The organism is Streptomyces sp. enrichment culture, from assembly GCF_964272895.1.
Lineage (GTDB): Bacteria > Actinomycetota > Actinomycetes > Streptomycetales > Streptomycetaceae > Streptomyces.
Window position 1 is genome coordinate 3,374,240 of sequence record NZ_OZ186832.1, and the last position, 20,796, is coordinate 3,395,035.

Annotated in this window: 21 protein-coding genes; 7 read left to right on the forward strand and 14 right to left on the reverse strand. The window is 70.6% G+C overall.

Annotation, left to right across the window (positions count from 1 at the left end; all coding sequences use genetic code 11):
- Window positions 1-38: 38 nt before the first annotated feature.
- Entirely contained in the window at window positions 39-1,157 is a 1,119-nt protein-coding gene (serC, locus tag ACSU6M_RS15170) for a phosphoserine transaminase (protein ID WP_437070246.1), read from the forward strand.
- Window positions 1,158-1,246: 89 nt separating this feature from the next.
- Here the strand turns inward: serC and ACSU6M_RS15175 are convergent, their stop codons facing one another.
- The gene (locus ACSU6M_RS15175) at window positions 1,247-1,609 is read right to left on the reverse strand and encodes a hypothetical protein (RefSeq protein ID WP_437070247.1); all 363 of its coding nucleotides are present in this window, start codon (window positions 1,607-1,609) and stop codon (window positions 1,247-1,249) included.
- Window positions 1,610-1,755: 146 nt separating this feature from the next.
- On the opposite strand from ACSU6M_RS15175, the gene ACSU6M_RS15180 reads away from it, so the two are divergent.
- Complete coding sequence (locus ACSU6M_RS15180; protein WP_437070248.1) at window positions 1,756-2,508, forward strand: sporulation protein; 753 nt, start codon at window positions 1,756-1,758, stop codon at window positions 2,506-2,508.
- Between the two features lie 39 nt (window positions 2,509-2,547).
- On the opposite strand, the gene ACSU6M_RS15185 is transcribed toward ACSU6M_RS15180, so the two are convergent.
- Window positions 2,548-3,519 carry a WD40 repeat domain-containing protein gene (locus ACSU6M_RS15185; RefSeq protein WP_437070249.1) on the reverse strand — a complete coding sequence of 324 codons (972 nt, stop codon included), beginning with the start codon at window positions 3,517-3,519 and terminating at the stop codon, window positions 2,548-2,550.
- A gap of 119 nt (window positions 3,520-3,638) precedes the next feature.
- Between ACSU6M_RS15185 and ACSU6M_RS15190 the strand changes: the two genes are divergently transcribed.
- Together ACSU6M_RS15190 and ACSU6M_RS15195 are read left to right on the forward strand one after the other, a co-directional pair.
- Entirely contained in the window at window positions 3,639-4,316 is a 678-nt protein-coding gene (locus ACSU6M_RS15190; RefSeq protein WP_437070250.1) for a GDSL-type esterase/lipase family protein, read from the forward strand.
- 101 nt (window positions 4,317-4,417) lie between these two features.
- A complete protein-coding gene (locus ACSU6M_RS15195; RefSeq protein WP_437070251.1) occupies window positions 4,418-5,407 on the forward strand; it encodes an aldo/keto reductase in 990 nt (329 codons plus the stop codon).
- A 129-nt stretch (window positions 5,408-5,536) separates the two neighbouring features.
- Here the strand turns inward: ACSU6M_RS15195 and thpR are convergent, their stop codons facing one another.
- The 3 genes from thpR to ACSU6M_RS15210 form a co-directional block, all read right to left on the reverse strand.
- Entirely contained in the window at window positions 5,537-6,109 is a 573-nt protein-coding gene (gene thpR, locus ACSU6M_RS15200; protein WP_437070252.1) for an RNA 2',3'-cyclic phosphodiesterase, read from the reverse strand.
- Window positions 6,110-6,185: 76 nt separating this feature from the next.
- Window positions 6,186-7,541, reverse strand: coding sequence for an MFS transporter (locus ACSU6M_RS15205; RefSeq protein ID WP_437070253.1), 1,356 nt, complete (start codon window positions 7,539-7,541; stop codon window positions 6,186-6,188).
- A 26-nt stretch (window positions 7,542-7,567) separates the two neighbouring features.
- Window positions 7,568-8,005: a MarR family winged helix-turn-helix transcriptional regulator gene (locus ACSU6M_RS15210; protein ID WP_437070254.1), complete on the reverse strand. Its 438-nt coding sequence runs from the start codon at window positions 8,003-8,005 to the stop codon at window positions 7,568-7,570.
- Between the two features lie 154 nt (window positions 8,006-8,159).
- Between ACSU6M_RS15210 and ACSU6M_RS15215 the strand changes: the two genes are divergently transcribed.
- Window positions 8,160-8,342, forward strand: a complete 183-nt coding sequence (locus ACSU6M_RS15215) for a ribbon-helix-helix protein, CopG family (RefSeq protein WP_437070255.1) — start codon at window positions 8,160-8,162, stop codon at window positions 8,340-8,342.
- 10 nt (window positions 8,343-8,352) lie between these two features.
- Here ACSU6M_RS15215 and ACSU6M_RS15220 read toward each other — a convergent pair whose 3' ends face one another.
- Window positions 8,353-9,804, reverse strand: coding sequence for an NCS2 family permease (locus ACSU6M_RS15220; RefSeq protein ID WP_437070256.1), 1,452 nt, complete (start codon window positions 9,802-9,804; stop codon window positions 8,353-8,355).
- 114 nt (window positions 9,805-9,918) lie between these two features.
- Between ACSU6M_RS15220 and ACSU6M_RS15225 the strand changes: the two genes are divergently transcribed.
- Both ACSU6M_RS15225 and ACSU6M_RS15230 read left to right on the forward strand, forming a co-directional pair.
- Window positions 9,919-10,188 (forward strand): DUF2530 domain-containing protein, encoded by a 270-nt coding sequence (locus ACSU6M_RS15225; RefSeq protein WP_437070257.1) that lies wholly within the window; start codon window positions 9,919-9,921, stop codon window positions 10,186-10,188.
- A gap of 135 nt (window positions 10,189-10,323) precedes the next feature.
- The gene (locus tag ACSU6M_RS15230; protein ID WP_437070258.1) at window positions 10,324-12,720 is read left to right on the forward strand and encodes an HAD-IC family P-type ATPase; all 2,397 of its coding nucleotides are present in this window, start codon (window positions 10,324-10,326) and stop codon (window positions 12,718-12,720) included.
- A gap of 3 nt (window positions 12,721-12,723) precedes the next feature.
- Here ACSU6M_RS15230 and ACSU6M_RS15235 read toward each other — a convergent pair whose 3' ends face one another.
- From ACSU6M_RS15235 to ACSU6M_RS15270, 8 genes are all read right to left on the reverse strand, one after another.
- Window positions 12,724-14,367 (reverse strand): DUF5707 domain-containing protein, encoded by a 1,644-nt coding sequence (locus tag ACSU6M_RS15235; protein WP_437070259.1) that lies wholly within the window; start codon window positions 14,365-14,367, stop codon window positions 12,724-12,726.
- Window positions 14,368-14,384: 17 nt separating this feature from the next.
- Window positions 14,385-15,227 (reverse strand): hypothetical protein, encoded by an 843-nt coding sequence (locus tag ACSU6M_RS15240; RefSeq protein WP_437070260.1) that lies wholly within the window; start codon window positions 15,225-15,227, stop codon window positions 14,385-14,387.
- A gap of 135 nt (window positions 15,228-15,362) precedes the next feature.
- Window positions 15,363-16,229, reverse strand: a complete 867-nt coding sequence (locus tag ACSU6M_RS15245; RefSeq protein WP_437070261.1) for a DUF5707 domain-containing protein — start codon at window positions 16,227-16,229, stop codon at window positions 15,363-15,365.
- Between the two features lie 107 nt (window positions 16,230-16,336).
- Window positions 16,337-17,215, reverse strand: a complete 879-nt coding sequence (locus tag ACSU6M_RS15250) for a calcium-binding protein (RefSeq protein ID WP_437070262.1) — start codon at window positions 17,213-17,215, stop codon at window positions 16,337-16,339.
- A 31-nt stretch (window positions 17,216-17,246) separates the two neighbouring features.
- Window positions 17,247-18,026 carry a calcium-binding protein gene (locus ACSU6M_RS15255; protein ID WP_437070263.1) on the reverse strand — a complete coding sequence of 260 codons (780 nt, stop codon included), beginning with the start codon at window positions 18,024-18,026 and terminating at the stop codon, window positions 17,247-17,249.
- A gap of 108 nt (window positions 18,027-18,134) precedes the next feature.
- A complete protein-coding gene (locus tag ACSU6M_RS15260; protein WP_437070264.1) occupies window positions 18,135-18,890 on the reverse strand; it encodes a calcium-binding protein in 756 nt (251 codons plus the stop codon).
- Window positions 18,891-19,086: 196 nt separating this feature from the next.
- A complete protein-coding gene (locus tag ACSU6M_RS15265) occupies window positions 19,087-19,884 on the reverse strand; it encodes a calcium-binding protein (RefSeq protein WP_437070265.1) in 798 nt (265 codons plus the stop codon).
- Window positions 19,885-19,929: 45 nt separating this feature from the next.
- Window positions 19,930-20,700 (reverse strand): calcium-binding protein, encoded by a 771-nt coding sequence (locus ACSU6M_RS15270; RefSeq protein WP_437070266.1) that lies wholly within the window; start codon window positions 20,698-20,700, stop codon window positions 19,930-19,932.
- Window positions 20,701-20,796 lie beyond the last annotated feature (96 nt).

Consider the following 20,796-nt stretch of genomic DNA (forward strand, 5'->3'; position numbering starts at 1 on the left):
TTTCACCGAGCCGACCCCCACCGGATACCCTCGCCCTCGTGGCTGAGATCCGGATTCCTGCTGACATCAAGCCCGCCGACGGTCGTTTCGGCGCTGGCCCCTCCAAGGTGCGGGTGGAGGCGCTCGACGCGCTGGCCGCCACCGGTACGTCCCTGCTCGGTACCTCTCACCGCCAGGCCCCGGTCAAGAACCTGGTGGGCAAGGTCCGCGAGGGCATCTCCGAGCTGTTCCAGCTTCCCGAGGGCTACGAGGTCGTCCTCGGCAACGGCGGGTCCACCGCGTTCTGGGACATCGCGACGCACGGTCTGATCGAGAACAAGTCGCAGCACCTGAACTTCGGCGAGTTCAGCTCCAAGTTCGCCAAGGCCGCCAAGCTCGCCCCGTGGCTCGCCGAGCCGACGGTCATCGCGAGCGAGCCGGGCACGCACCCGGAGCCGCAGGCCGAGGCGGGCGTGGACGTGTACGCGTTCACCCACAACGAGACCTCCACCGGTGTCGCCATGCCGATCCGGCGCGTGGCCGGTGCCGACGAGGGCTCCCTGGTCCTCGTGGACGCCACCTCCGGCGCCGGCGGCCTGCCCGTCGACATCGCCGAGACGGACGTCTACTACTTCGCGCCGCAGAAGTCCTTCGCCGCCGACGGCGGCCTGTGGATCGCCGTGTTCTCCCCGGCCGCGATCGAGCGCGCCGAGCGGATCCACGCCTCCGGCCGCCACGTCCCGGAGTTCTTCAGCCTGCCGACGGCGATCGACAACTCCCGCAAGAACCAGACGTACAACACCCCGGCGCTCGCCACCCTCTTCCTGCTGAACCAGCAACTGGAGTGGATCAACGGCCAGGGCGGTCTGGACTGGGCGGTCCGCCGCACCCACACCTCCGCGCGCACCCTGTACGGCTGGGCGGAGGACGTGAAGTACGCCAACCCGTTCGTCGCCGACCCGGCCAAGCGCTCCGCGGTCATCGGCACGATCGACTTCACCGACGACGTGGACGCCGCCGCCGTCGCCAAGGTGCTGCGCGCCAACGGCATCGTGGACACCGAGCCCTACCGCAAGCTCGGCCGCAACCAGCTGCGCATCGCGATGTTCCCGGCGGTCGACCCGGCGGACATCGAGGCGCTGACCAAGTGCGTGGACTACGTGATCGAGCAGCTCTGAGGCACAGCTCGCAGGTACGGCCCCGGGGGGCGGCTTGTCACCCCCGGGGCCGTACGTGTGCCGGCCCCCGGCAAACCGGGCGCCGCGGGTCAGCCCGCCGCCTGCGCCAGGTGCGCGATGACCTCGCGGAACTCCGCCGTCGGCGAGAACTCGACCAGCTCGCTGTCCTCCAGCGGCTCGGGGACGTGGCCGGGCGCCCAGTAGTATGCCTGGCCGGCCCGGAAGGTCTGCTCGCCGTCCTTGCTGCGCATCCTGATGCTGCCGCGCAGCACATAGCCGTAGTGCGGGCACGGGCACATGTCGTCCGGCATGCCCTTGAGCGCCGACGCCAGGTCCGCGCCCTTGGGGAGGCGGAGGAAGCCGACGGTCATGTCGCCCACCTCCGTCATCCGTACCTCCAGGCCGTCGCCCTCCATGGCGACGGGGACGTCGTCGCGGGTGAGTCCGATCATGATTCCTCCCGGCCGGTCCGGCCCCCGTCTCCAGTGTCCGGCCGGGGCGGGCCGGGCGCGAGGCCGGGCGCACGTGATCGTCTGCGCGTAGGGTTCCTCCCGGCGGCCGGGGACCGGCCCGCCGTCCCAGGGAGGGGAACCCGCACATGGCACTTCGTACGTTCCTGAGCACGCTCGGCTCCAAGGCGCCGTCCGTCGACACGGTCGTCGACACCGCCCGCATCCTGCCCGGCGCTCCGCTCGACCTCACCGTCCGGCTGCGCGGCGGCGGTGCCGACCTCGACGTGGAGCGGCTGCGCGTCGAGCTAGTCGTCCGCGCCGAGGACCGCGAGGCGGACGGCTCCACCGCCTGGAACAACCCCTATGTCGTCACCGCCGTCACCACGCAGCCCTTCCGCCTTCCCGAAGGCGCCGACCTGACCCGCCAGGTCTCCATCGACGTGCCGTGGACCATGCCGTTCACCCACGCCCGCGGCACCCGGCTGAAGGGCAGCCGGGTCGCCGTGCGCACCGAGCTCGCCGTCGCCGGGGCCGTGGACCGGGGCGACTTCGACGAGATCGAGGTGCACGCGCTGCCCGCGCAGGACCTGCTCTTCGACATCTACGAGGACCTGGGGTTCCGGTTCCACGAGTCGGAGGTGAAGGTGTTCGCCCAGGCGTGGCCGGAGCGGTACAAGTCCCGTCGCTCCACCGAGTACTGGCAGGAGCTGGACTTCCACTTCCCCGAGTCCTGGGACTACCGGGGCTGGGAGCTGGAGACGGTCCTCATCACCTTCCCGGACGAGATGGACGTCCACCCCGGCGGCAACCCGCCCGTCACGCTCGCCTTCAAGGACATGGACCGCGAGACCTGGACCCGCGCCGTGGAGCGGCACGTGCGGCAGCACTGGAACAGGTGAGGCCGCACCGGGACAGGTGAGGCCGCACCGGGACGCCCCCTAGGAGCGGCGCCTGCGTCGGGCCAGGGCGAACAGGCCCGCGCAGACAGCGGCGACGACGACGTACTCGACCTTCAGCCCCGGACCGCCGTCGTCGCCGGAGGCGCCCGAACCTCCGTTGCGGGACGGGGAGGTGGAGCCGCCCCCGGTGGAGCCGCCGGGGGCGTCCTGGGCCTCCACGGGGCTGCCGGCGCCCTCCATGCCCAGCATCAGCCTGGTCCCGTCGGCGGAGTAGGACACCGACTCCCCCTGCCCGAGCGGCACATCGATGCGGCCCAGCCGCTCGGGCTCGCCGCCGTTCCAGTCGTAGGCGATCCCGCCCAGGTACCCGCGGACGACGAACTGCCCGCCGTCCGGGGAGAATGCGGCGTCGGTGGCCCACAGGTCGATGGCGGGGCCGGGCTCGAAGACGTTGGTGCCGGAGGCGGACAGGGGGTGGGGGCCGGTGTAGAGGTGTCCGCCGTCCTCGTTCTTGTCGATGATGTAGACGCGGCCGGTCTTCGGGTGGACCAGCAGCGACTCGGCGTCGCGGGAGCCGTCGGCGTACTTCACGACGTACTGGGTGGCGCGCACCGACTGGTCCTTGAGCTGGGCGGGTTCGGGCAGCCGGTAGATCCAGACGTGGTCCCAGGCGACGCCGTCGTTGTCGCCGATGTCGCCGACGTAGAGCTGGTCGTCCGGTCCCATCGAGATGGCCTCGATGTCCCGCGGGGTGCCGACGCCGGTGAGGGTGACGGTCGCGACCGTCTCGCCGGTGCGGCTGTCGACGGCGTACAGATAGGCACCCTCGTCCTGGTCGTTGTGCGTCCAGTAGATGCCCGGGTGCTGCCGGGAGGCGGTGAGGCCGCTGGACTCGGTGATGCGCGGGTCCTTGATCGTGAAGCTCTCGTCGCCGTCGGCGGCGGCTGCGGGGAGGGCGAGGCCGGCCGTGAGGAGGGCGGCTCCGGTGAGGAGAGCGAAGGTTCGGCGCATGGTGCCAAGACTGCCATCCCCGGCGGTGCCGGCCGGAAGGCCGCCCCCGGCGGAACGGGTGGCGGTCCTCACAGGCCCCTGCGATCCCAGGGACCCCACGCATCGGCCATGATGAGCGGATGCTCAGGTTCATGCCCGTAGGCGACTCCATGACGATAGGCAGCGCGGGCGAACACACATGGCGTTACCGGCTGTGGCAGCACCTGCGCGACACCTACGACGGGCCGTTCGCCCTCGTGGGCCCCCGCGAGACGCTCTACGACAAGGCGGCCGACGCCCCCACGTCCCTCGACTACGCCGACCCCGGCTTCCCGCGCGCCCATCTCGCCGGCTGGGGCGAGGGCTGGCTGCACATGGCCCCGCTGATCGCCGACGCGGTACGCGGCTGCCGTGCCGACGTCCTCCTGGTCTCCCTCGGCCTGATCGACCTCGGCTTCTACACCAACGCCGAGCAGACCGCGCAGAACGTGCGGGCCTTCGTCGCGCGGGCGCGGTCGGCCAACCCGCAGGTGCGGATGGTGCTGCTGCCGGTCATCCCCAACGTGCGCGCGCAGGCGGACCCGGACTTCGCCGCGCAGGTCTCGGCGTTCAACGAGCTGCTGGGCAAGGCGGTGGCCGACCTCGACGACCCGGCCTCGCCGCTGCTGCTCGCCTCGGTGCCGGACTCCTACGCCCTCCACCACGACACCTACGACGGCACCCACCCCAACGCCGCCGGCGAGCACAAGCTGGCGGCGGCCTTCGCGGAGGCGATGTGGCAGGCGTGGGGGCTGGGGGCGCCGTACCGGGGCGCGTGAGACACAGGTCCGCGGGCCACTGCACGACGCCGGTCCGGCCCAACTGCCCCGTGCGGGCAACCCGCTTGCCTGGAGCGCACTCCAAGCCGTTGGCTTGGGCCATGGAGTACACGCAGCTCGGACGCACCGGACTCAAGGTCAGCCGACTGGTCCTCGGCACGATGAACTTCGGACCGCAGACCGACGAGGCGGACAGCCACGCGATCATGGACGCGGCGCTGGACGCGGGGATCAACTTCTTCGACACCGCCAATGTGTACGGCTGGGGCGAGAACAAGGGCCGTACCGAGACGATCATCGGCAACTGGTTCGCCAAGAGCGCCGGCAACCGGGACAAGGTCGTCATCGCCACCAAGGTCTACGGGAACATGGGCGTGGACGGGCAGCCCTGGCCCAACCACGACAAGCTGTCGGCGGTGAACATCCGGCGGGCCGTGGACGCCTCGCTCAAGCGGCTGCGGACCGACCACATCGACCTCTACCAGTTCCACCACATCGACCGGGACACGCCGTTCGAGGAGATCTGGCAGGCGATCGACACCCTCGTCGCCCAGGGCAAGATCCTCTACGCCGGGTCCAGCAACTTCCCCGGCTACAAGATCGCCCAGGCCAACGAGACGGCCGCCAGGCGCGGCTCGTACGGCCTGGTCAGCGAGCAGTGCCTGTACAACCTCTACGAGCGGCGGGCCGAGATGGAGGTCATCCCGGCCGCCCAGGAGTACGGCCTCGGCGTCATCCCGTGGTCGCCGCTGCACGGCGGGCTGCTCGGCGGGGTGGTGAAGAAGGAGGTCGAGGGGAGGCGCCGGACCAGCGGGCGCACCGCCGACGCGCTCGCCGATCCGGCGGTGCGGCAGAAGGTGGGGGCCTACGAGGAGCTGCTCGACAAGCACGGGCTGGAGCCCGGCGAGGTCGCGCTGGCATGGCTGCTGACGCGGCCGGGGGTGACCGGGCCGATCGTCGGGCCGCGCACGGCCGAGCAGCTGGCGTCGGCGCTGCGGGCCGTGGAGCTGGAGCTGTCGCCGGAGCTGCTGGAGCGGCTGGACGAGATCTTCCCCGGTCCTGGGCCCTCCCCCGAGGCGTTCGCCTGGTAGCGGGAGGGCACTGCCTGTGCGGCGGTCCGGCTACTTGCCCATGGCCGCCGCCACCGCCACGACGACGAACATCAGCACGAGCGCACCGGCCATGATCCGGTTCCGGGTCTTCGGGTCCACCCCATGAGCCTAACCGGCCGCGCCGAGTGGCCAGCGGGCGACCGCCTCGTAGCGGGGCTGCTCCCCCGGTACGCCGGAGGTGGGCAGGTGGCTGCGCAGCAGCACCAGTTCCTCGACCGTCCAGGTGCGGCTGGTGAAGGCGCCGAGCGCGTCGAGGTGGGCGCGCACGTCGACCGCCTCCCGGCTGCGGGCCAGGGTCAGGTGGGCCGTGTAGCGGCGGTGGTCGCCCAGGTCGAGGCCCGCCTTGCGGGCGGCGGCCTCGCTGCGGCTCGCCAGCAAACGCAGGGTGGCCAGATCGCCGTCGGCGCCGGTCCACAGGGCGCGGCCGTGGCCGAAGTGGCCGCCGCCGCGCAGGGCCAGCGGGAAGGGCGCGGTGCGCCGGGCGGCGCGTTCCAGCCGGTCGGTGAGGCCGGGTACGAGGGTGTCGTCGACCTCGCCGTAGAAGGCGAGGGTGAAGTGCCAGCCGGGGCGGTGGGTCCAGCGCAGCCGGTCCGCGCCGGGCAGCGCGCGCAGGGCGGCGACCTCGGCGGCGAGTTCGCTGACGATCTCGGCCGGTGGCAGGACCGCGGCGAAGAGTCTCATGCCCCTCAGCCTGCCACCGGCGTCATGGGGGCGTCTCGCCGGTCGGGCCGGCCTTCTCGGCGGGACGCCCCTGGGCTCATGCCGCCGCGGTGAGTTCCTTCTGCCGCTGCCGGGGCACGAACCGCACGATCGGGTGGCCGTGGTTCCAGCCGACGGACAGGCGCAGTCCGCCGGTGCGGGCGAGGATCAGGGCGATCACGCCGGCCGCGAGGGCCGCGACCGCGCCGCCCGCGGCGAGGCCGACGCGGGGGCCGTAGGTGTCGGTGATCCAGCCGACGACGGGCGCGCCGACCGGGGAGCCGCCGAGGAAGACCATCATGTACAGGGACATCACCCGGCCGCGCATGGCCGGGTCGGTGGCCATCTGGATGCCGGTGTTGGCGGTGACGTTGATGGTCATGCCGAACAGGCCCAGCGGGATCATCAGCAGGGCGAACATCCACAGGGTGGGGGCGGTCGCCGCGACGATCTCGATCAGGCCGAAGGCCAGCGCGGCCGCGCTCATCACCCGCAGCCGGGCCGTGCCGCGGCGGGCGGCGAGCAGGGCGCCGGCGACGGAGCCGACGGCCATGAAGGTGTTGAAGAGGCTGTAGGAGCCGGCCCCGGCGTGGAAGACGTCGTCGGTGAACGCGGAGAGGTAGACGGGGAAGTTGAAGGCGAACGTGCCGACGAACCCGACCAGGACGATCGGCCAGATCAGTTCGGGGCGGCCGGAGACATAGCGCAGGCCCTCACGGAGCTGGCCCTTGCCGCGGGGGGCGCGTTCGACCACGTGCAGTTCGCGCGAGCGCATGAGCAGCAGTCCGGCGATGGGCGCGACGAAGGACAGGCCGTTGAGGAGGAACGCCCAGCCGGTGCCCACGCCGGTGATCAGCAGACCGGCCACGGCCGGGCCGACGAGGCGTGCGGACTGGAAGTTCGCGGAGTTCAGGCTGACCGCGTTGTGCAGCTGGGCGGGGCCGACCATCTCGGTGACGAAGGACTGGCGGGCCGGGTTGTCGACGACCGTGGCGAGGCCGACGGCGAGGGCGGCGACGTAGACGTGCCAGACCTGGACGTGTCCGGTGAGGGTGAGCAGGGCCAGCGCGATGCCGGTGAGGGCCATGGCGGCCTGGGTGACCAGCAGGGTGGGGCGCTTGGGCAGGCGGTCGACGAGGACGCCGCCGTAGAGGCCGAGCAGCAGCATCGGCAGGAACTGCAGGGCGGTGGTGACGCCGACGGCGGTGGCCGAGCCGGTGAGGCTGAGGACCAGCCAGTCCTGCGCGATGCGCTGCATCCAGGTGCCGACGTTCGAGACGGCCTGGCCGACGAAGAACAGACGGTAGTTGCGGATCTTCAGCGAGCTGAACATCGAGGACCGGCGGCGGTCCTGCGGGTCGGTCGGATGGGTGGTCGGTGCGGGTGCGGAGTCTGCTCCGTTTCCCGTACTCAACGGCGTCGCCTCCTCAGGCGGTGCGGTCACAGATGTGCGAGCTTCTCCAGTACGGGGGCGGCGGCGCGGAGTTTCGCCCACTCGTCCTCGTCGAGGTCCTCGACCAGCGCGGCCAGGAACGCGTTGCGCTTGCGGCGGCTCTCCTCGAGCATCGCCTCGGCCTGTTCGGTCTGGGTGACGACCTTCTGGCGCCGGTCCTCGGGGTGCGGCTCCAGCCGCACCAGGCCCTTGGCCTCCAGCAGCGCGACGATGCGGGTCATCGACGGCGGCTGGACGTGCTCCTTGCGGGCGAGCTCGCCCGGAGTGGCCCGGCCGCACCGGGCGAGGGTGCCCAGCACCGACATCTCGGTGGGGCTCAGCGACTCGTCGACCCGCTGGTGCTTGAGTCGGCGGGAGAGCCGCATCACGGCGGATCGCAGGGAGTTCACGGCGGCAGCGTCGTCGCCATGGGTGAGGTCCGGCATGTCTTTAGCGTAACTCATTACTCTCGCTAAGGACCACTCGGAACACGCCTGATTCCCGTGACCCTGGCCACTGAAACACCGAGGTCACCCATATGAGTGAGGCGATTCCGGAAAGTGACGCGTCGGCCACCCCTGTGCGGCGACCCTCGTGTCCATGGGGACCAGCGTGCTCAGCCTGCGGATAGACGGGGAGCTGCTCGAACGGCTCCGGCACCATGCGGCGAGAAGAGGAATGAGCGTCCAGGACTATGTCGTCCGGACGCTCATCCGTGATGACTTCGACGAGCGGTTCCAGGCCGCCGTCGAGGAGACCGAGAAGTTCTACGGCCTCACCTGAGGGCCGCCGGTCAGGTCAGACCCAGGGCCGGCATCAGGTAGTAGAAGGCGAAGACCGCCGAGACGACGTACATCGCCACCGGGATCTCCCTGGCCCGGCCGGCCGCGAGGCGCATCGCCACGAAGGTGATGAAGCCCATGCCGATGCCGTTGGTGATCGAGTAGGTGAACGGCATCATCACCATCGTCACGAAGGCCGGGATCGCGATCGTGTGGTCGGCCCAGTCGATCTCCCTGACCGAGCCGGCCAGGATCAGGAAGCCCACCGCGAGCAGGGCCGGGGTGGCCGCCTGGGACGGGACCATGGTGGCGACCGGAGTGAGGAACAGCGCGACGGCGAAGAGGCCGCCCGTGACGACGTTCGCGAAGCCGGTGCGGGCGCCCTCGCCGACCCCGGCCGTGGACTCCACGAAGGCGGTGGTGGCCGAGGCGGAGCTGGCACCGCCCGCGGCGACCGCGACACCGTCGACGAACAGCACCTTGTTGATGCCCGGCATCTGCCCCTGGGCGTCGGTCAGCTTCGCCTCGTCGCTGACGCCCATGATCGTGCCCATGGCGTCGAAGAAGCAGGACAGCAGGACCGTGAAGACGAACAGCACGCCGGTCAGCACGCCGACCTTCTCGAAGCCGCCGAACAGGCTGAACTCGCCGATCAGCCCGAGGTCGGGCGTGGCGACCGGGTTGCCCGGCCACTTCGGCGCCGTCAGACCCCAGGACGGGACCTTCGCGACGGCCTCGATGATCACCGCCAGGACCGTCATGGCGACGATCGAGATCAGGATCGCGCCCGGCACCTTGCGCACGATCAGGGCGAGGGTCAGCAGCGCGCCCAGGATGAACACCAGCACCGGCCAGCCGTTGAGGTGACCGTCACCGCCCAGCTGGAGCGGAACGGTGGTGTGCGCGGCGTCCGGGATGCGGGAGACGAACCCGGCGTCCACCAGGCCGATCAGCATGATGAACAGGCCGATGCCGATGGAGATGGCCTTGCGCAGCCCGAAGGGCACCGCGTTCATCACGCGCTCGCGCAGACCCGTGGCGACCAGCAGCATCACCACGAAGCCGGCCAGCACCACCATGCCCATGGCGTCCGGCCACGACATGCGCGGGGCGAGCTGGAGGGCGACGACGGAGTTCACGCCGAGACCGGCGGCCAGCGCGATCGGGACGTTGCCGATGACACCCATGAGCAGGGTGGTGAACGCCGCCGTCAGCGCGGTGGCGGTGACCAGCTGGCCGTTGTCGAGCTGATGGCCGTACATGTCCTTCGCGCTGCCCAGGATGATCGGGTTCAGCACGATGATGTAGGCCATCGCGAAGAAGGTGGCGAAACCACCGCGGACCTCGCGCGAGAGGGTGCTGCCGCGCTCGGAGATCTTGAAGAAGCGGTCGAGGGCGCCGTAGGCGGGCGTGCCGCCCGGCTGCTCCGGGGCGGGGACCTTGGCGGGGGCCGAGGTGGACATTTGTTGGTTCCTACGAACAGAAGTGGACAGGCATAAACGGTTTCAGTATGAACATATGAGGTCGGGGATGGCCATCTCCGCGCGTAGACCCCGCCACCTCGTAGACTCCCGTGCATGGCGAAGTGGACCCCCAAGCACGAGGCGCCGGAGCCCCTGGAGGGCCCGGTCGTTCCGACGATCGTCGGCGGCACGATCCTCTGGTTCGTCCTCTTCCTGGCCCAGCTGCCCTTCTACGGCTGGTTCGACGACCGCGGGCACGCCTGGTGGGTGTGGACCTGCCTGGCCGGCGGCGGCCTCGGACTGATCGGCGTCTGGTACGTCCGCAGGCGCGACGCCGCCATCAAGCGGGCCGCCGCCGCCCGCGACGAGGTCCCGGCGCCGTAACCGCCGCCGCCGTAACCCCTGGGGACCGCGGCCCCTGTACTCCGTACGACCACGGCATGACGGCCGTCCTCCCGTGGTCGGAACTTGACGGTACTCGGCGGGTGAACCCCCAGATCCGCACGTAACGTCGAAGGCATGACGCACATCGACGCGAGCACCGAACTCGATCCTGTGCATCCCCCCTCCCCGCCGTCCGCGCCGGCCGGCGGCCTGACCGCCGCCGAGGTCGCCGAGCGGGTCGCCGCCGGCCAGGTCAACGACGTGCCGGTGCGCAGCAGCCGGTCCCTGCTCGACATCGTCCGGGCCAATGTCTTCACCCGGTTCAACGCGATCATCGGCGTGCTGTGGCTGATCATGCTGGTCGTGGCGCCGATCCAGGACAGCCTGTTCGGCTTCGTGATCCTCGCCAACACCGGCATCGGCATCGTCCAGGAGTGGCGGGCGAAGAAGACCCTCGACTCGCTCGCGCTGATCGGCGAGGTCCGCCCCACCGTGCGCCGGGACGGGACCGCCGTCGAGGTCGGCACGTCGGAGATCGTGCTGGACGACGTCATCGAGATCGGGCCCGGCGACAAGATCGTCGTCGACGGGGTGTGCGTCGAGACCGACGGCCTGGAGGTCGACGAGTCGCTGCTGACCGGCGAGGCCGACCCGGTCGTCAAACAGCCCGGCGACCCCGTGATGTCCGGCAGCTTCGTCGTCGCGGGCGGCGGCGCCTTCCGTGCCACCAAGGTCGGCCGCGAGGCGTACGCCGCGCAGCTCGCCGAGGAGGCGTCCCGCTTCACCCTGGTCCACTCCGAGCTGCGCTCGGGCATCTCCACGATCCTGAAGTACGTGACGTGGATGATGGTCCCGGCCGCGATCGGCCTGATCATCACCCAGCTGGTCGTGGAGCGGCGCGACCTGGACGACTCCCTCGCCCGCACCGTCGGCGGCATCGTGCCGATGGTCCCCGAGGGCCTGGTCCTGCTCACCTCGGTCGCCTTCGCGATCGGCGTCATCCGCCTCGGCCGCAAGCAGTGCCTGGTGCAGGAGCTCCCGGCGATCGAGGGCCTGGCCCGCGTCGACACCGTCTGCCTGGACAAGACCGGCACCCTCACCGAGGGCGGCATGGACGTCACCGGCCTGCACCTCCTCGACGGCCACGACGAGGACTACGTCCGCCAGGTGCTCGGCGCGCTCGGCGAGTCCGACCCGCGGCCCAACGCCTCCCTGAAGGCGATCATCGACGCCTACCCCGACAACGAGGAGTGGCGCTGCACCGAGTCCCTGCCCTTCTCCTCCGCCCGCAAGTACAGCGGCGCCTCCTTCAGCGAGGGCAACGGCGAGTCCAGCACCTGGCTGCTGGGCGCCCCCGATGTGCTGCTCGCCGACGACGACCCGGCCCTCGCCGAGACCGAGCGGCTCAACGAGGAGGGGCTGCGGGTGCTGCTGCTGGCCCGTGTCTCGCGCGAGCTGGACGACCCACGGGTCGCCGAGGGGGCGAAGCCGGCCGCGCTGGTGGTGCTGGAGCAGCGGCTGCGGCCCGACGCCGCCGACACCCTGCGCTACTTCGCCGAGCAGAACGTCCGCGCCAAGGTCATCTCCGGCGACAACGCGGTCTCGGTGGGCGCGGTCGCGACCAAGCTGGGCCTCGCGGGCACGGTGGTCGACGCCCGCCGGATACCGGCCGAGCGGGAGGGCATGGCCGACGCCCTGGACGAGGGCACGGTGTTCGGGCGGGTCACCCCGCAGCAGAAGCGGGACATGGTCGGCGCCCTCCAGTCCCGCGGCCACACGGTCGCCATGACCGGCGACGGCGTCAACGACGTGCTGGCGCTGAAGGACGCCGACATCGGCGTCGCGATGGGCTCGGGCTCCGAGGCGACGCGGGCGGTCGCCCAGATCGTGCTCCTGAACAACAGCTTCGCCACCCTGCCGTCCGTGGTCGCCGAGGGCCGCCGGGTCATCGGCAACATCACGCGCGTGGCGACCCTGTTCCTGGTCAAGACGGTCTACTCGGTGCTGCTCGCGGTCCTGGTGGTGTGCACGCAGGTGGAGTACCCGTTCCTGCCCCGCCATCTGACCCTGCTGTCGACGCTCACCATCGGCGTCCCCGCCTTCTTCCTCGCCCTCGCGCCCAACAAGGAGCGCGCGAAACCGCACTTCGTACGGCGGGTCATGCGGTACGCCGTGCCGGGCGGGGCGGTGGCGGCGGCGGCCACCTTCACCACGTACCTGCTCGCCGGACGCCACTACTCCGGCGAGGGCGCCCTGGACGCCGAGACCAGCGCCGCGACCCTGACGCTGTTCCTGGTGTCGATGTGGGTGCTGGCGATCATCGCCCGCCCCTACACCTGGTGGCGCCTGCTGCTGGTCGCGGCGATGGGCGGCGCGTTCCTGGTGGTCCTGGTCGTGCCCTGGCTGCAGGAGTTCTTCGCGCTGCGGCTGGTCGGCGTGACGATGCCGTGGATCGCGGTCGGCATCGCGGCGGGGGCGGCGGCCGCCCTGGAGTTCATGTGGAGGTGGGTGGACCGCCGGTTCCCCGCCTGACCGTCACTGCACGTCGACGGCGTCCTCACGGGAGACGGACGGGCCGTTGGTGTTGATGTTGTAGCCGCCGCCCTCGTAGACGAAGCGGTAGGAGCCGTCCACCGTGGCGGTCGTGGTCTCGCGCAGCACGCCCGTGGAGCTGGACCTGGTCTGCGCGACCAGCGTCCACTCGGTCGCGCCCTTCTTGCGGAACTCCAGGTTCACCCACTGGCCCGCGAGGGTGCCGTAGGTGCCCGTCTCCCAGTCGGCGCGGGTCAGCTTGCCCGTGACGGTGAGGGTGCGGCCCTTGCGGACCGGCTCCGGCGAGGCGTTGACCGTCAGCGCGGTGTTGCGCTGGATCTTGACGCCCTTGTACGACGTGTCCGAGGTGACGCTGCTGTCCTTGGCCTTGACCTGGACGGCCACCCGCCAGCTGCCGGCGAGGTAGTTGGCGAACAGGTCGCCCACGCCCTCGGGGTCGTTCAGACCGGGACGGGCGGTGACGGTCAGCTTGCACGTCGAGGTGGTGTCGGACGTGGCCGTGCAGGTGGCCGCCTTCTCGTTCTGCGGCAGCAGACCCTCGACGTCGGTCACGGAGTTCGAGCCGCGCCACAGGTACACGCTCGCGTCGGCGATGCCGCTCGGGTGACTGGCCGTCACGGACACGGAGAACGTCTTGGCGCTCCCGCTGCCGACCAGGACGCTCTTGCCGCCGTGGACCGTGACGTCGGAGACGACCGGTCCGTTCTCGGGCGCGGCGTCGCCGAACCGCGGCCCGGCGACGACCGGCGCGACCGAACCGCCCGGGACGGCCTGCGTGGTCACATCGACGTGGTCGGCGGGGGAGACGGCACCGGTGGTGGTCGTGGCACCGGCGTAGGAGTAGCGGTAGTAGCCGTCGTACGTGGCGGTGGTGGTCGCCTTCAGGGCGCCCGTGGCGCTGGACCTGACGGTCTTCAGCGTCGTCCAGCCGGTCGTGCCCTGCTTCTTGTACTGGAGCTTGACGTACTGGCCGGCGACACCGCCGTAGTAGTGGGTGTCCCAGTTGGCGCGGGTCAGCTTGCCGATGACCGTGATGGTCCGGCCCTTGGTGACCGGCTCGGGGGTGGCGTTGGCGGCCAGCTTCGCCAGGCGCTGGTACTTGACGGTGCCCAGGCCGTCCTGCCGGGACATGCCGACCTTGTCCCAGTCGATGGGCTGGGGCTCCTCCAGGTCGTCGTTGGCCGGGTCGTTCTGTCCGTTCCAGTCGTAGGACACGGCACTGATGTCGTAGGTCGTGGCGGCCGCGTTCTGCAGCTCCTGGCCCGGACGGTAGTGGATGGTGCCCCCGCAGGTGGCGGAGGTGGCCGTGACCGGCTCGCAGTTGGCCCAGAAGTTCCTGACGCCCCGGTCGTCGGGGGCCGCGCCGACGGGCGTGAACGTGAGGAAGTGGTCCTTGTCCTGCAGACCGACGCCGGCGGGGTGCGTGAGCGTGTAGCTGAACGACGCGCTCACCGAGCCGGCGGTGCCCGCGACGATGGGCTTGCCGTTGTTGACCTTGACGTTGGAGTACCTGAAGTTCAGCGGGTACGGCTTGCCGTCGTCGTCGTTCGCCTGCGCGGCCGGGACGGCCAACGCGGTCAGGGCGAGGGCGCCGGAGACGGCGGCCCCCAGGGTGCGGATGCGCATGGGAGTCCTTCCTGCGGTCACTGCACGTCGACGAAGTCGGCGTTGGAGAGGGCGGCCGACGTGGTCGTGGCGCCCGCGTAGGAGAAGCGGTAGTAACCGTCGTACGTGGCGGTGGTGGTGGTGCTCAGGGCGCCCGTGGACGAGGACTTGGTCGTCTTCAGCGTCACCCAGCTCGTGGCGCCCGCCTTCTTGTACAGGAGCTTCACGTACTGGTTCGCGACGCCGGTGGAGGAGTCGGTGTCCCAGTTGACGCGGGTCAGCTTGCCCGTGACGGTGATCGTCCTGCCCTTGCGGACCGGCTCCGGGGCGGCGTTGGCCGTCAGCCTCGCCACGCGCTGGATCTTGGCCGTGCCCAGGCCGGGCTGCTCGGCGACCCCGACCTTCTCCCACGGGACGGGCAGCTCCGGGTCCGAGTGGCCGTTGTAGTCGATGGCGTAGCCGCTGACGCTCCAGGTGGTGGCGTCGGCGTTGGAGAGCTGGGCCGTCGGGACGATGGGGATGACGCCCGTGCAGTCGGCGGTGGTGGCCGAGGTCTCCGTGCACGTCGACACGGTCATGTCGCCCGGCAGCCAGTCGGCCGTGCCGTCGGAGGTCGTGGCGGTGCGCCGCAGATCGATCCGGTGATACAGATCCGGGTCGTCCAGGTCGACGTCCGCGCCGTGGGTGAGCGTGTAGCTGACCCTCACATGCCTGGTGACGTTGTGGTCGACGGCGATCGGCAGACCGCTGTTGACCGTGACGCGGGAGAAGGAGATGTCGAGCGGGTACGGCTTGCCCTCGCCGGCCTGGGCGGCCGGGACGGCGAGCGCGGACAGGGCGAGGGCGCCGGAGACGGCGGCCACGGTGACACGAGTACGCATGGAAACCTTCCTGTGCGTGGAGAGGTCAGGGCAGGTCGGCGCGACCGGCGGCCCGGCAGGGCGTCGGTGGGGCTCGACTCGGGGTGCGCCCGCCCCCACGGCGCGGGGACGGGGGTTGCGCGGGACGCGGAGTGCCTACTGCACGTCGACGACGTCCTCGCGGGAGACGATCGGCGCGGTGGTGGTGGCGCCCGCGTAGGAGTAGCGGTACGAGCCGTCGTAGGTGGCGGTCGTGGTGGTGCTCAGGGTGCCGGTGGACGAGGACTTGATCGTCTTCAGCGTCGTCCAGCTCGTGGCGCCCGCCTTCTTGTACTGGAGCTTGACGTACTGGCCGGCGAGGTTGACGTAGGTGCCGCCGGCCCAGTCCGCGCGGGTCAGCTTGCCGGTGACGGTGAGGGTGCGGCCCTTGCGGATCGGCTCCGGGGAGGCGTTCACGGTCAGCTTGGAGGTGCGCAGGATCTTGTGCGTGGAGAAGTAGTCGTCCCAGGCGACGCTGTCGTCCGCGGCCTTGGCGCCGGCGGCCACGTGCCAGGTGCCGGCCAGCCTGTTGGCGTACAGGTCGTTGAGGCTGTCGTCGCCGTGCAGACCCGGGCGCGCGGTGATCGTCAGCGTGCAGGTCGAGGTGGTCGCGGAGACGGCCGTGCAGGACGCCGCGTCCTCGTTGGGGACCAGGATCCCGTCGACGTCCGACTCGGCATGCGTGCCGTGCCACAGCCAGACCATCGCGTCCACGACACCGCTCGGGTGCGAGGCGGTCAGCGACACGGTGAACGTCCTGGCGGTCTGGCTGCCCACGACGACCGGCAGACCGTCGTTGATGCGGACCTCGGAGATGACCGGGGCCTGCGCCACGGCGTCCGACGCGGAGACCTCGAAGCGCTCGGCGGCGCTCGGGCGGTCGACGCCCGCCTCGTCGCCGGAGACGGCCTGCGCGGCGGGGACGGCGAGCGCGGACAGGACGAGGGCGCCGGAGACGGCGGCCACGGTGACACGAGTACGCATGGGGATTCCTCAGAAGTGACGCAGGTTTTCTCCGCCGACGGCCGGCCGGGACCCCGGCCCCGGCAGTTGCCGGGGCCGGGCGGAGCGAGGTGTGGCGATCAGTGCGCTCAGCGCACGTCGACGTAGTCGCCCGGGGACACGGTCAGCGGGGACGTCGTGGTGGAGGCGCCGGAGAAGTAGAAGCGCCAGGTGCCGTCGTAGGTGGCGCGGTGGCTGGTGCTGATCGCGCCGTAGCTGTTCGACTTGGCCGTCTTCACCTTGGTCCAGGTGCTGCTGCCGGCCTTCTTGAACTGGAGCTGCAGGTACTGGTTGGTGTACTTGCTGTAGGTGCCCGTCTCCCAGTTGGCGCGGGTGAACGTGCCCTTGATGGAGAGGGTGCGGCCCTTGACGATCGGCTCCGGGGAGGCGTTGATCGTCAGGACGGCCTTCCGCTGGACCCGGTGGGTCTTGTAGTAGTCGTTGGCGTACTCGCTGCCGTCGTTGGCGAGCGCCCCGACGCCGACCTTCCAGGTGCCGGCCAGGGCGTTGGCGTACAGGTCGCCGACCCCCTGCTCGTCGTTCAGACCCGGGCGGGCCGTGATCGTCATCTTGCAGGTGGCCGACGTGGCGGTCAGCTCCGTGCAGGTGACGCCCTCGTTCGGCGGCAGCCAGCCGTCGGCGTCGGTGGGGTCGGTGCCGTGCCAGAGGTCGATGTACACACCCTGGATGCCGCTCGGGTGCGAGGCCGTCAGGGACACGGTGAAGGTCTTGGCGGTGCCGCTGCCGACGACCACGGCCCGACCGTTGTTGATCTTCACGTTGGAGACCGTCGGGGCCTCCGCCGCGGTGACGGACCGCGACGTGGCCGCCGAGCCGCCGAGCTGCTCGGCGACGCTCGGGCGGTCGATGCCCGCCTCGTCGCCGGAGACGGCCTGCGCGGCCGGGACGGCGAGCGCGGACAGGGCGAGGGCGCCGGAGACGGCGGCCACGGTGAGACGCGTGCGCATGCGACTCCTTCAGGAGGTGGGTGCGAGGTGCTTACTGCACGTCGACGAAGTCGGCCGTGGAGTTGACCGCCGCGGAGGACGAGATGCCGGCGTAGACGAAGCGGTAGTAGCCGTCGTACGTGGCGGTCGTGGTGGTGCTCAGGGCGCCCGTGGACGACGACTTGATCGTCTTCAGCGTGGTGTAGCTGGTCGCGCCCTTCTTCTTGTACTGGAGCTTGACGTACTGGCTGCCGAACGCGCCGTAGTTGCCGTAGTTCCAGTTGGCGCGGGTCAGCTTGCCGGTGACGGTGATCGTCTTGCCCTTGCGGACCGGCTCCGGGGAGGCGTTGACGGTCAGCGCGGTGGCGCGCTTGACGTAGAACGCCTTGACGTTGTCCTTCTGGACGTAGTCGTAGTCCTTGCCGGCGGCGATCGCCCAGGTCTTCCAGGTGCCGGCGACCGCGTTGATCGCGTTGTAGCCGGGCTTGAAGTCGTACGTCGCCTTGCAGGTGGACGTCGTGGCGCTCACGGCGGTGCAGACGGAGTAGCCGTCGCTGGTGTTGGCCGTCGCGCCGCTGTCGAGGTGGTCGAAGTCCGTGCCGTGCCACAGGACGCCCATGGCCCGGTCGACGCCCGAGTCGTCGCGGACGGTGAAGGAGACGGTGATCCGCTTGGTGGTGCCCGCGCCCACGACGACCGGCTTGCCGCCGTTGACGACGACGTTCGAGATCGTCGTGTCACCCTGGACCTCGTCCGCCTGGGCGGCCGGGACGGCGAGAGCGGACAGGGCGAGGGCGCCGGAGACGGTGGCGACGATGGTGCGGGTACGCATGGGGGTGTCCTTGAAAGTCGGTTCGTGAGATGGCCGGTGGGCCTGGTGGGATGCCCGCCCCGGCCGGCTGCCGGGGCGGACGGGCGGGTCGGGGTGACCCTGGGGCGCCTACTGGACGTCGATGTAGTCCGCGGCGGAGTTGACGGGCGCGCTGGCGCCGTTGCCGACGTAGCTGAAGCGGTAGTAGCCGTCGTACGTGGCGGTGGTGTACGCCTTCAGGGCGCCGGTGGAGGCGGCCTTGACCGTCTTCAGCGTGGTGTAGCTGGTCGCGCCCTTCTTCTTGTACTGGAGCTTCACGTACTGGTAGCCGTAGCCGTTGTAGACGTAGGTCTCCCAGTTGGCGCGGGTCAGCTTGCCGGTGACGGTGACCGTCTTGCCCTTGCGGACCGGCTCCGGGGCCGCGTTGGTGCTCAGCGCGGTCTTGCGCAGCAGCTTGAAGGAGCCGGCGTTCTCCTTGTAGATGTAGTCCTCGTCCTTGGCGTTGATCCACACGTCGACGGTCCAGGTGCCGGCGTTGTTGTTGAACACGTCGGCGGCACGCGGGTCGGCGGTGACCCAGCCGACGCACGTGGAGGTCGTGGCGCTGACCGCCGTGCAGGTCGGCTTGCTGGTGGTGAGGAGACCGTAGTTCGGGCCGTACAGGTCGAACTCCTCGGCGTCGAGGATGCCCGAGTCGTCGGTGGCGGTGACGGCGACCTTGAACTTCACCGCGGAGGTACCGACGTACACCTTGTTCACCGTGTTCACGGCGACCTTGGTGATCGTGGTGTCGCCCTCCGACACGTCCGCCTGAGCCGCCGGCACGGCGACGGCGGACAGGGCCAGGGCACCGGTGACGACACCGAGGGTGGCACGCATGCGCATGTCTGTTCCCCACGTGGAGACGGGACCTCGTTGCCCTTCGTGGCGCACGGCTCGTGAGCGCGGCGAGGCCCAAGTGATCGAGGAGTCTGTTGACTCGCATGATCAGATCCGCGAGCCACGGGAATGGTTGTACGGCGGGTGGAGAATTTGTGCGAGGTTTTTCGGGGCCCGGCGCTCTCGCCGGGGCTGGGGCCGCCTACCGCACGTCGACGTGGTCGGCGACGGAGACGGCCGGCGCGTTGCGGTGGTCACCGGGGTAGCTGAAGCGGTAGTACCCGTCGTAGGTGGCGGTCGTGGTGGTGCGCAGAGCGCCGTCCCGGTTGGACTTGACGGTCTTCAGCGTGGCCCAGGTGGACGTGCCCGCCTTCTTGAACTGCAGCGTGACGTTCTGGGCGGCCACCGGGACATAGCCGTAGCTGTAGGGGTAGCCGGCGGTGGTGAGCTTGCCCCTGACGGTGATGGTCCCGCCCTTGCGGACCGGCTCCGGGGAGGCGTCGAGCCGCACGATGCTGTGGCGCTTGTACGTGAAGGACTTGACGTTCACGTTCTGGTACGTGCCGCCGTTCTTGTCGGTGACGGTCACGAAGGTGTCGAAGCCGCCGCCCTCCCAGCGCTGCGGGCGCAGGACGAACGTCGCCCCGCAGGTGGCAGTGGTGGCGTTCACCTCGGTGCAGTCGAGCAGCCCGTCGGGGGTCCGGGCCTCGGCCATGTCGGGCCAGTTCAGGCCGTCGAGGTCGTCGGGCGAGGGGGGCATGACGCCGCCGGTCCACAGCGTGGCGTCGGCTTCCTCGACGCCCGCGGCCGCGGTGACGGTCATGGTGACGGTGACCCGCTTGTAGCCGGTCCCGTTCATGACGATCGGCTTGCCGTCGTTGGCGACGACGTTCGTGACCGTGATGTCGGCCGGCTCCTCGTCGGCCTGGGCGGCCGGCAGGGCGAGGGCGGAGAGGGCCAGCGCGCCGGAGACCGCGGCGAGGGTGACACGAGTACGCATGAGTTCCTTCTCGGGGTTCGCGGAGATGTCGGGGACCGGGCGCGCTCAGCGCACGTCTACGGCGTCGGCCGCGGAGGTGGCGGCGGCACCGGCGGGGCTGCCGGCGTAGACGAAGCGGTACTCGCCGTCGTAGCCGGCCGTGGTGGTGGCGCTCACGGAGCCCGAGGACGTCGACTTGACGGTCTTCAGCGTCCTGAAGGCGGTCGTGCCCTTCTTGCGGTACTGGAGCTTCACGTACTGGCCGCCGTAGCCGCCGTAGGTGAGCGTCTCCCAGCTGACGCGGGTCAGCCGGCCCGTGACCGTGATGGTGCGGCCCTTGCGGACCGGCTCCGGGGAGGCGTTGACGGTCAGCCGGGTGTGGCGCTGGAGCTCGAAGGTCCCGGCGGACTCCTTCCAGACCCAGTCCTTGTCCGAGGCGTTGATCCACGCGTCGACCCGGTAGGTGCCGGCGTTGTCGTCGTTGAGGCGGTCCGGGTAGTCGGTCCTGGGGTTGACCACGAACCCGCCGGCGCAGGTCGCGGTGGTGTCGTCGACGCGCCGGCAGCTCGTGTGGTCCGCGTGGAACCAGCCGGAGTCCGGGCCGTACAGGTCGAGCGCCTCCATGTCCCCGGAGTCGAACCCGGAGTCGTCGGTCACCGTGACGCTGACCGTGAACCTCTTCTCGCCGGTGCCGACGACGACCTTGTTGTCGCCGTCGACGACGACCTTGGTGATCCTGGTGTCGCCGTAGCCGCCGTCGGCCTGCGCGGCCGGGACGGCGAGCGTGGACAGTGCCAGGGCGCCGGTGAGGACGCCGAGGGTGGCACGCTTGCGCATATCTGGTTTCCCCCCACGGGAAGTGGCCTCGCCGCTCTGCGACGCACGCACGGCTCGTGAGCGTGGTGAGGCCGACTGATCGAATCCTGGAGTCGT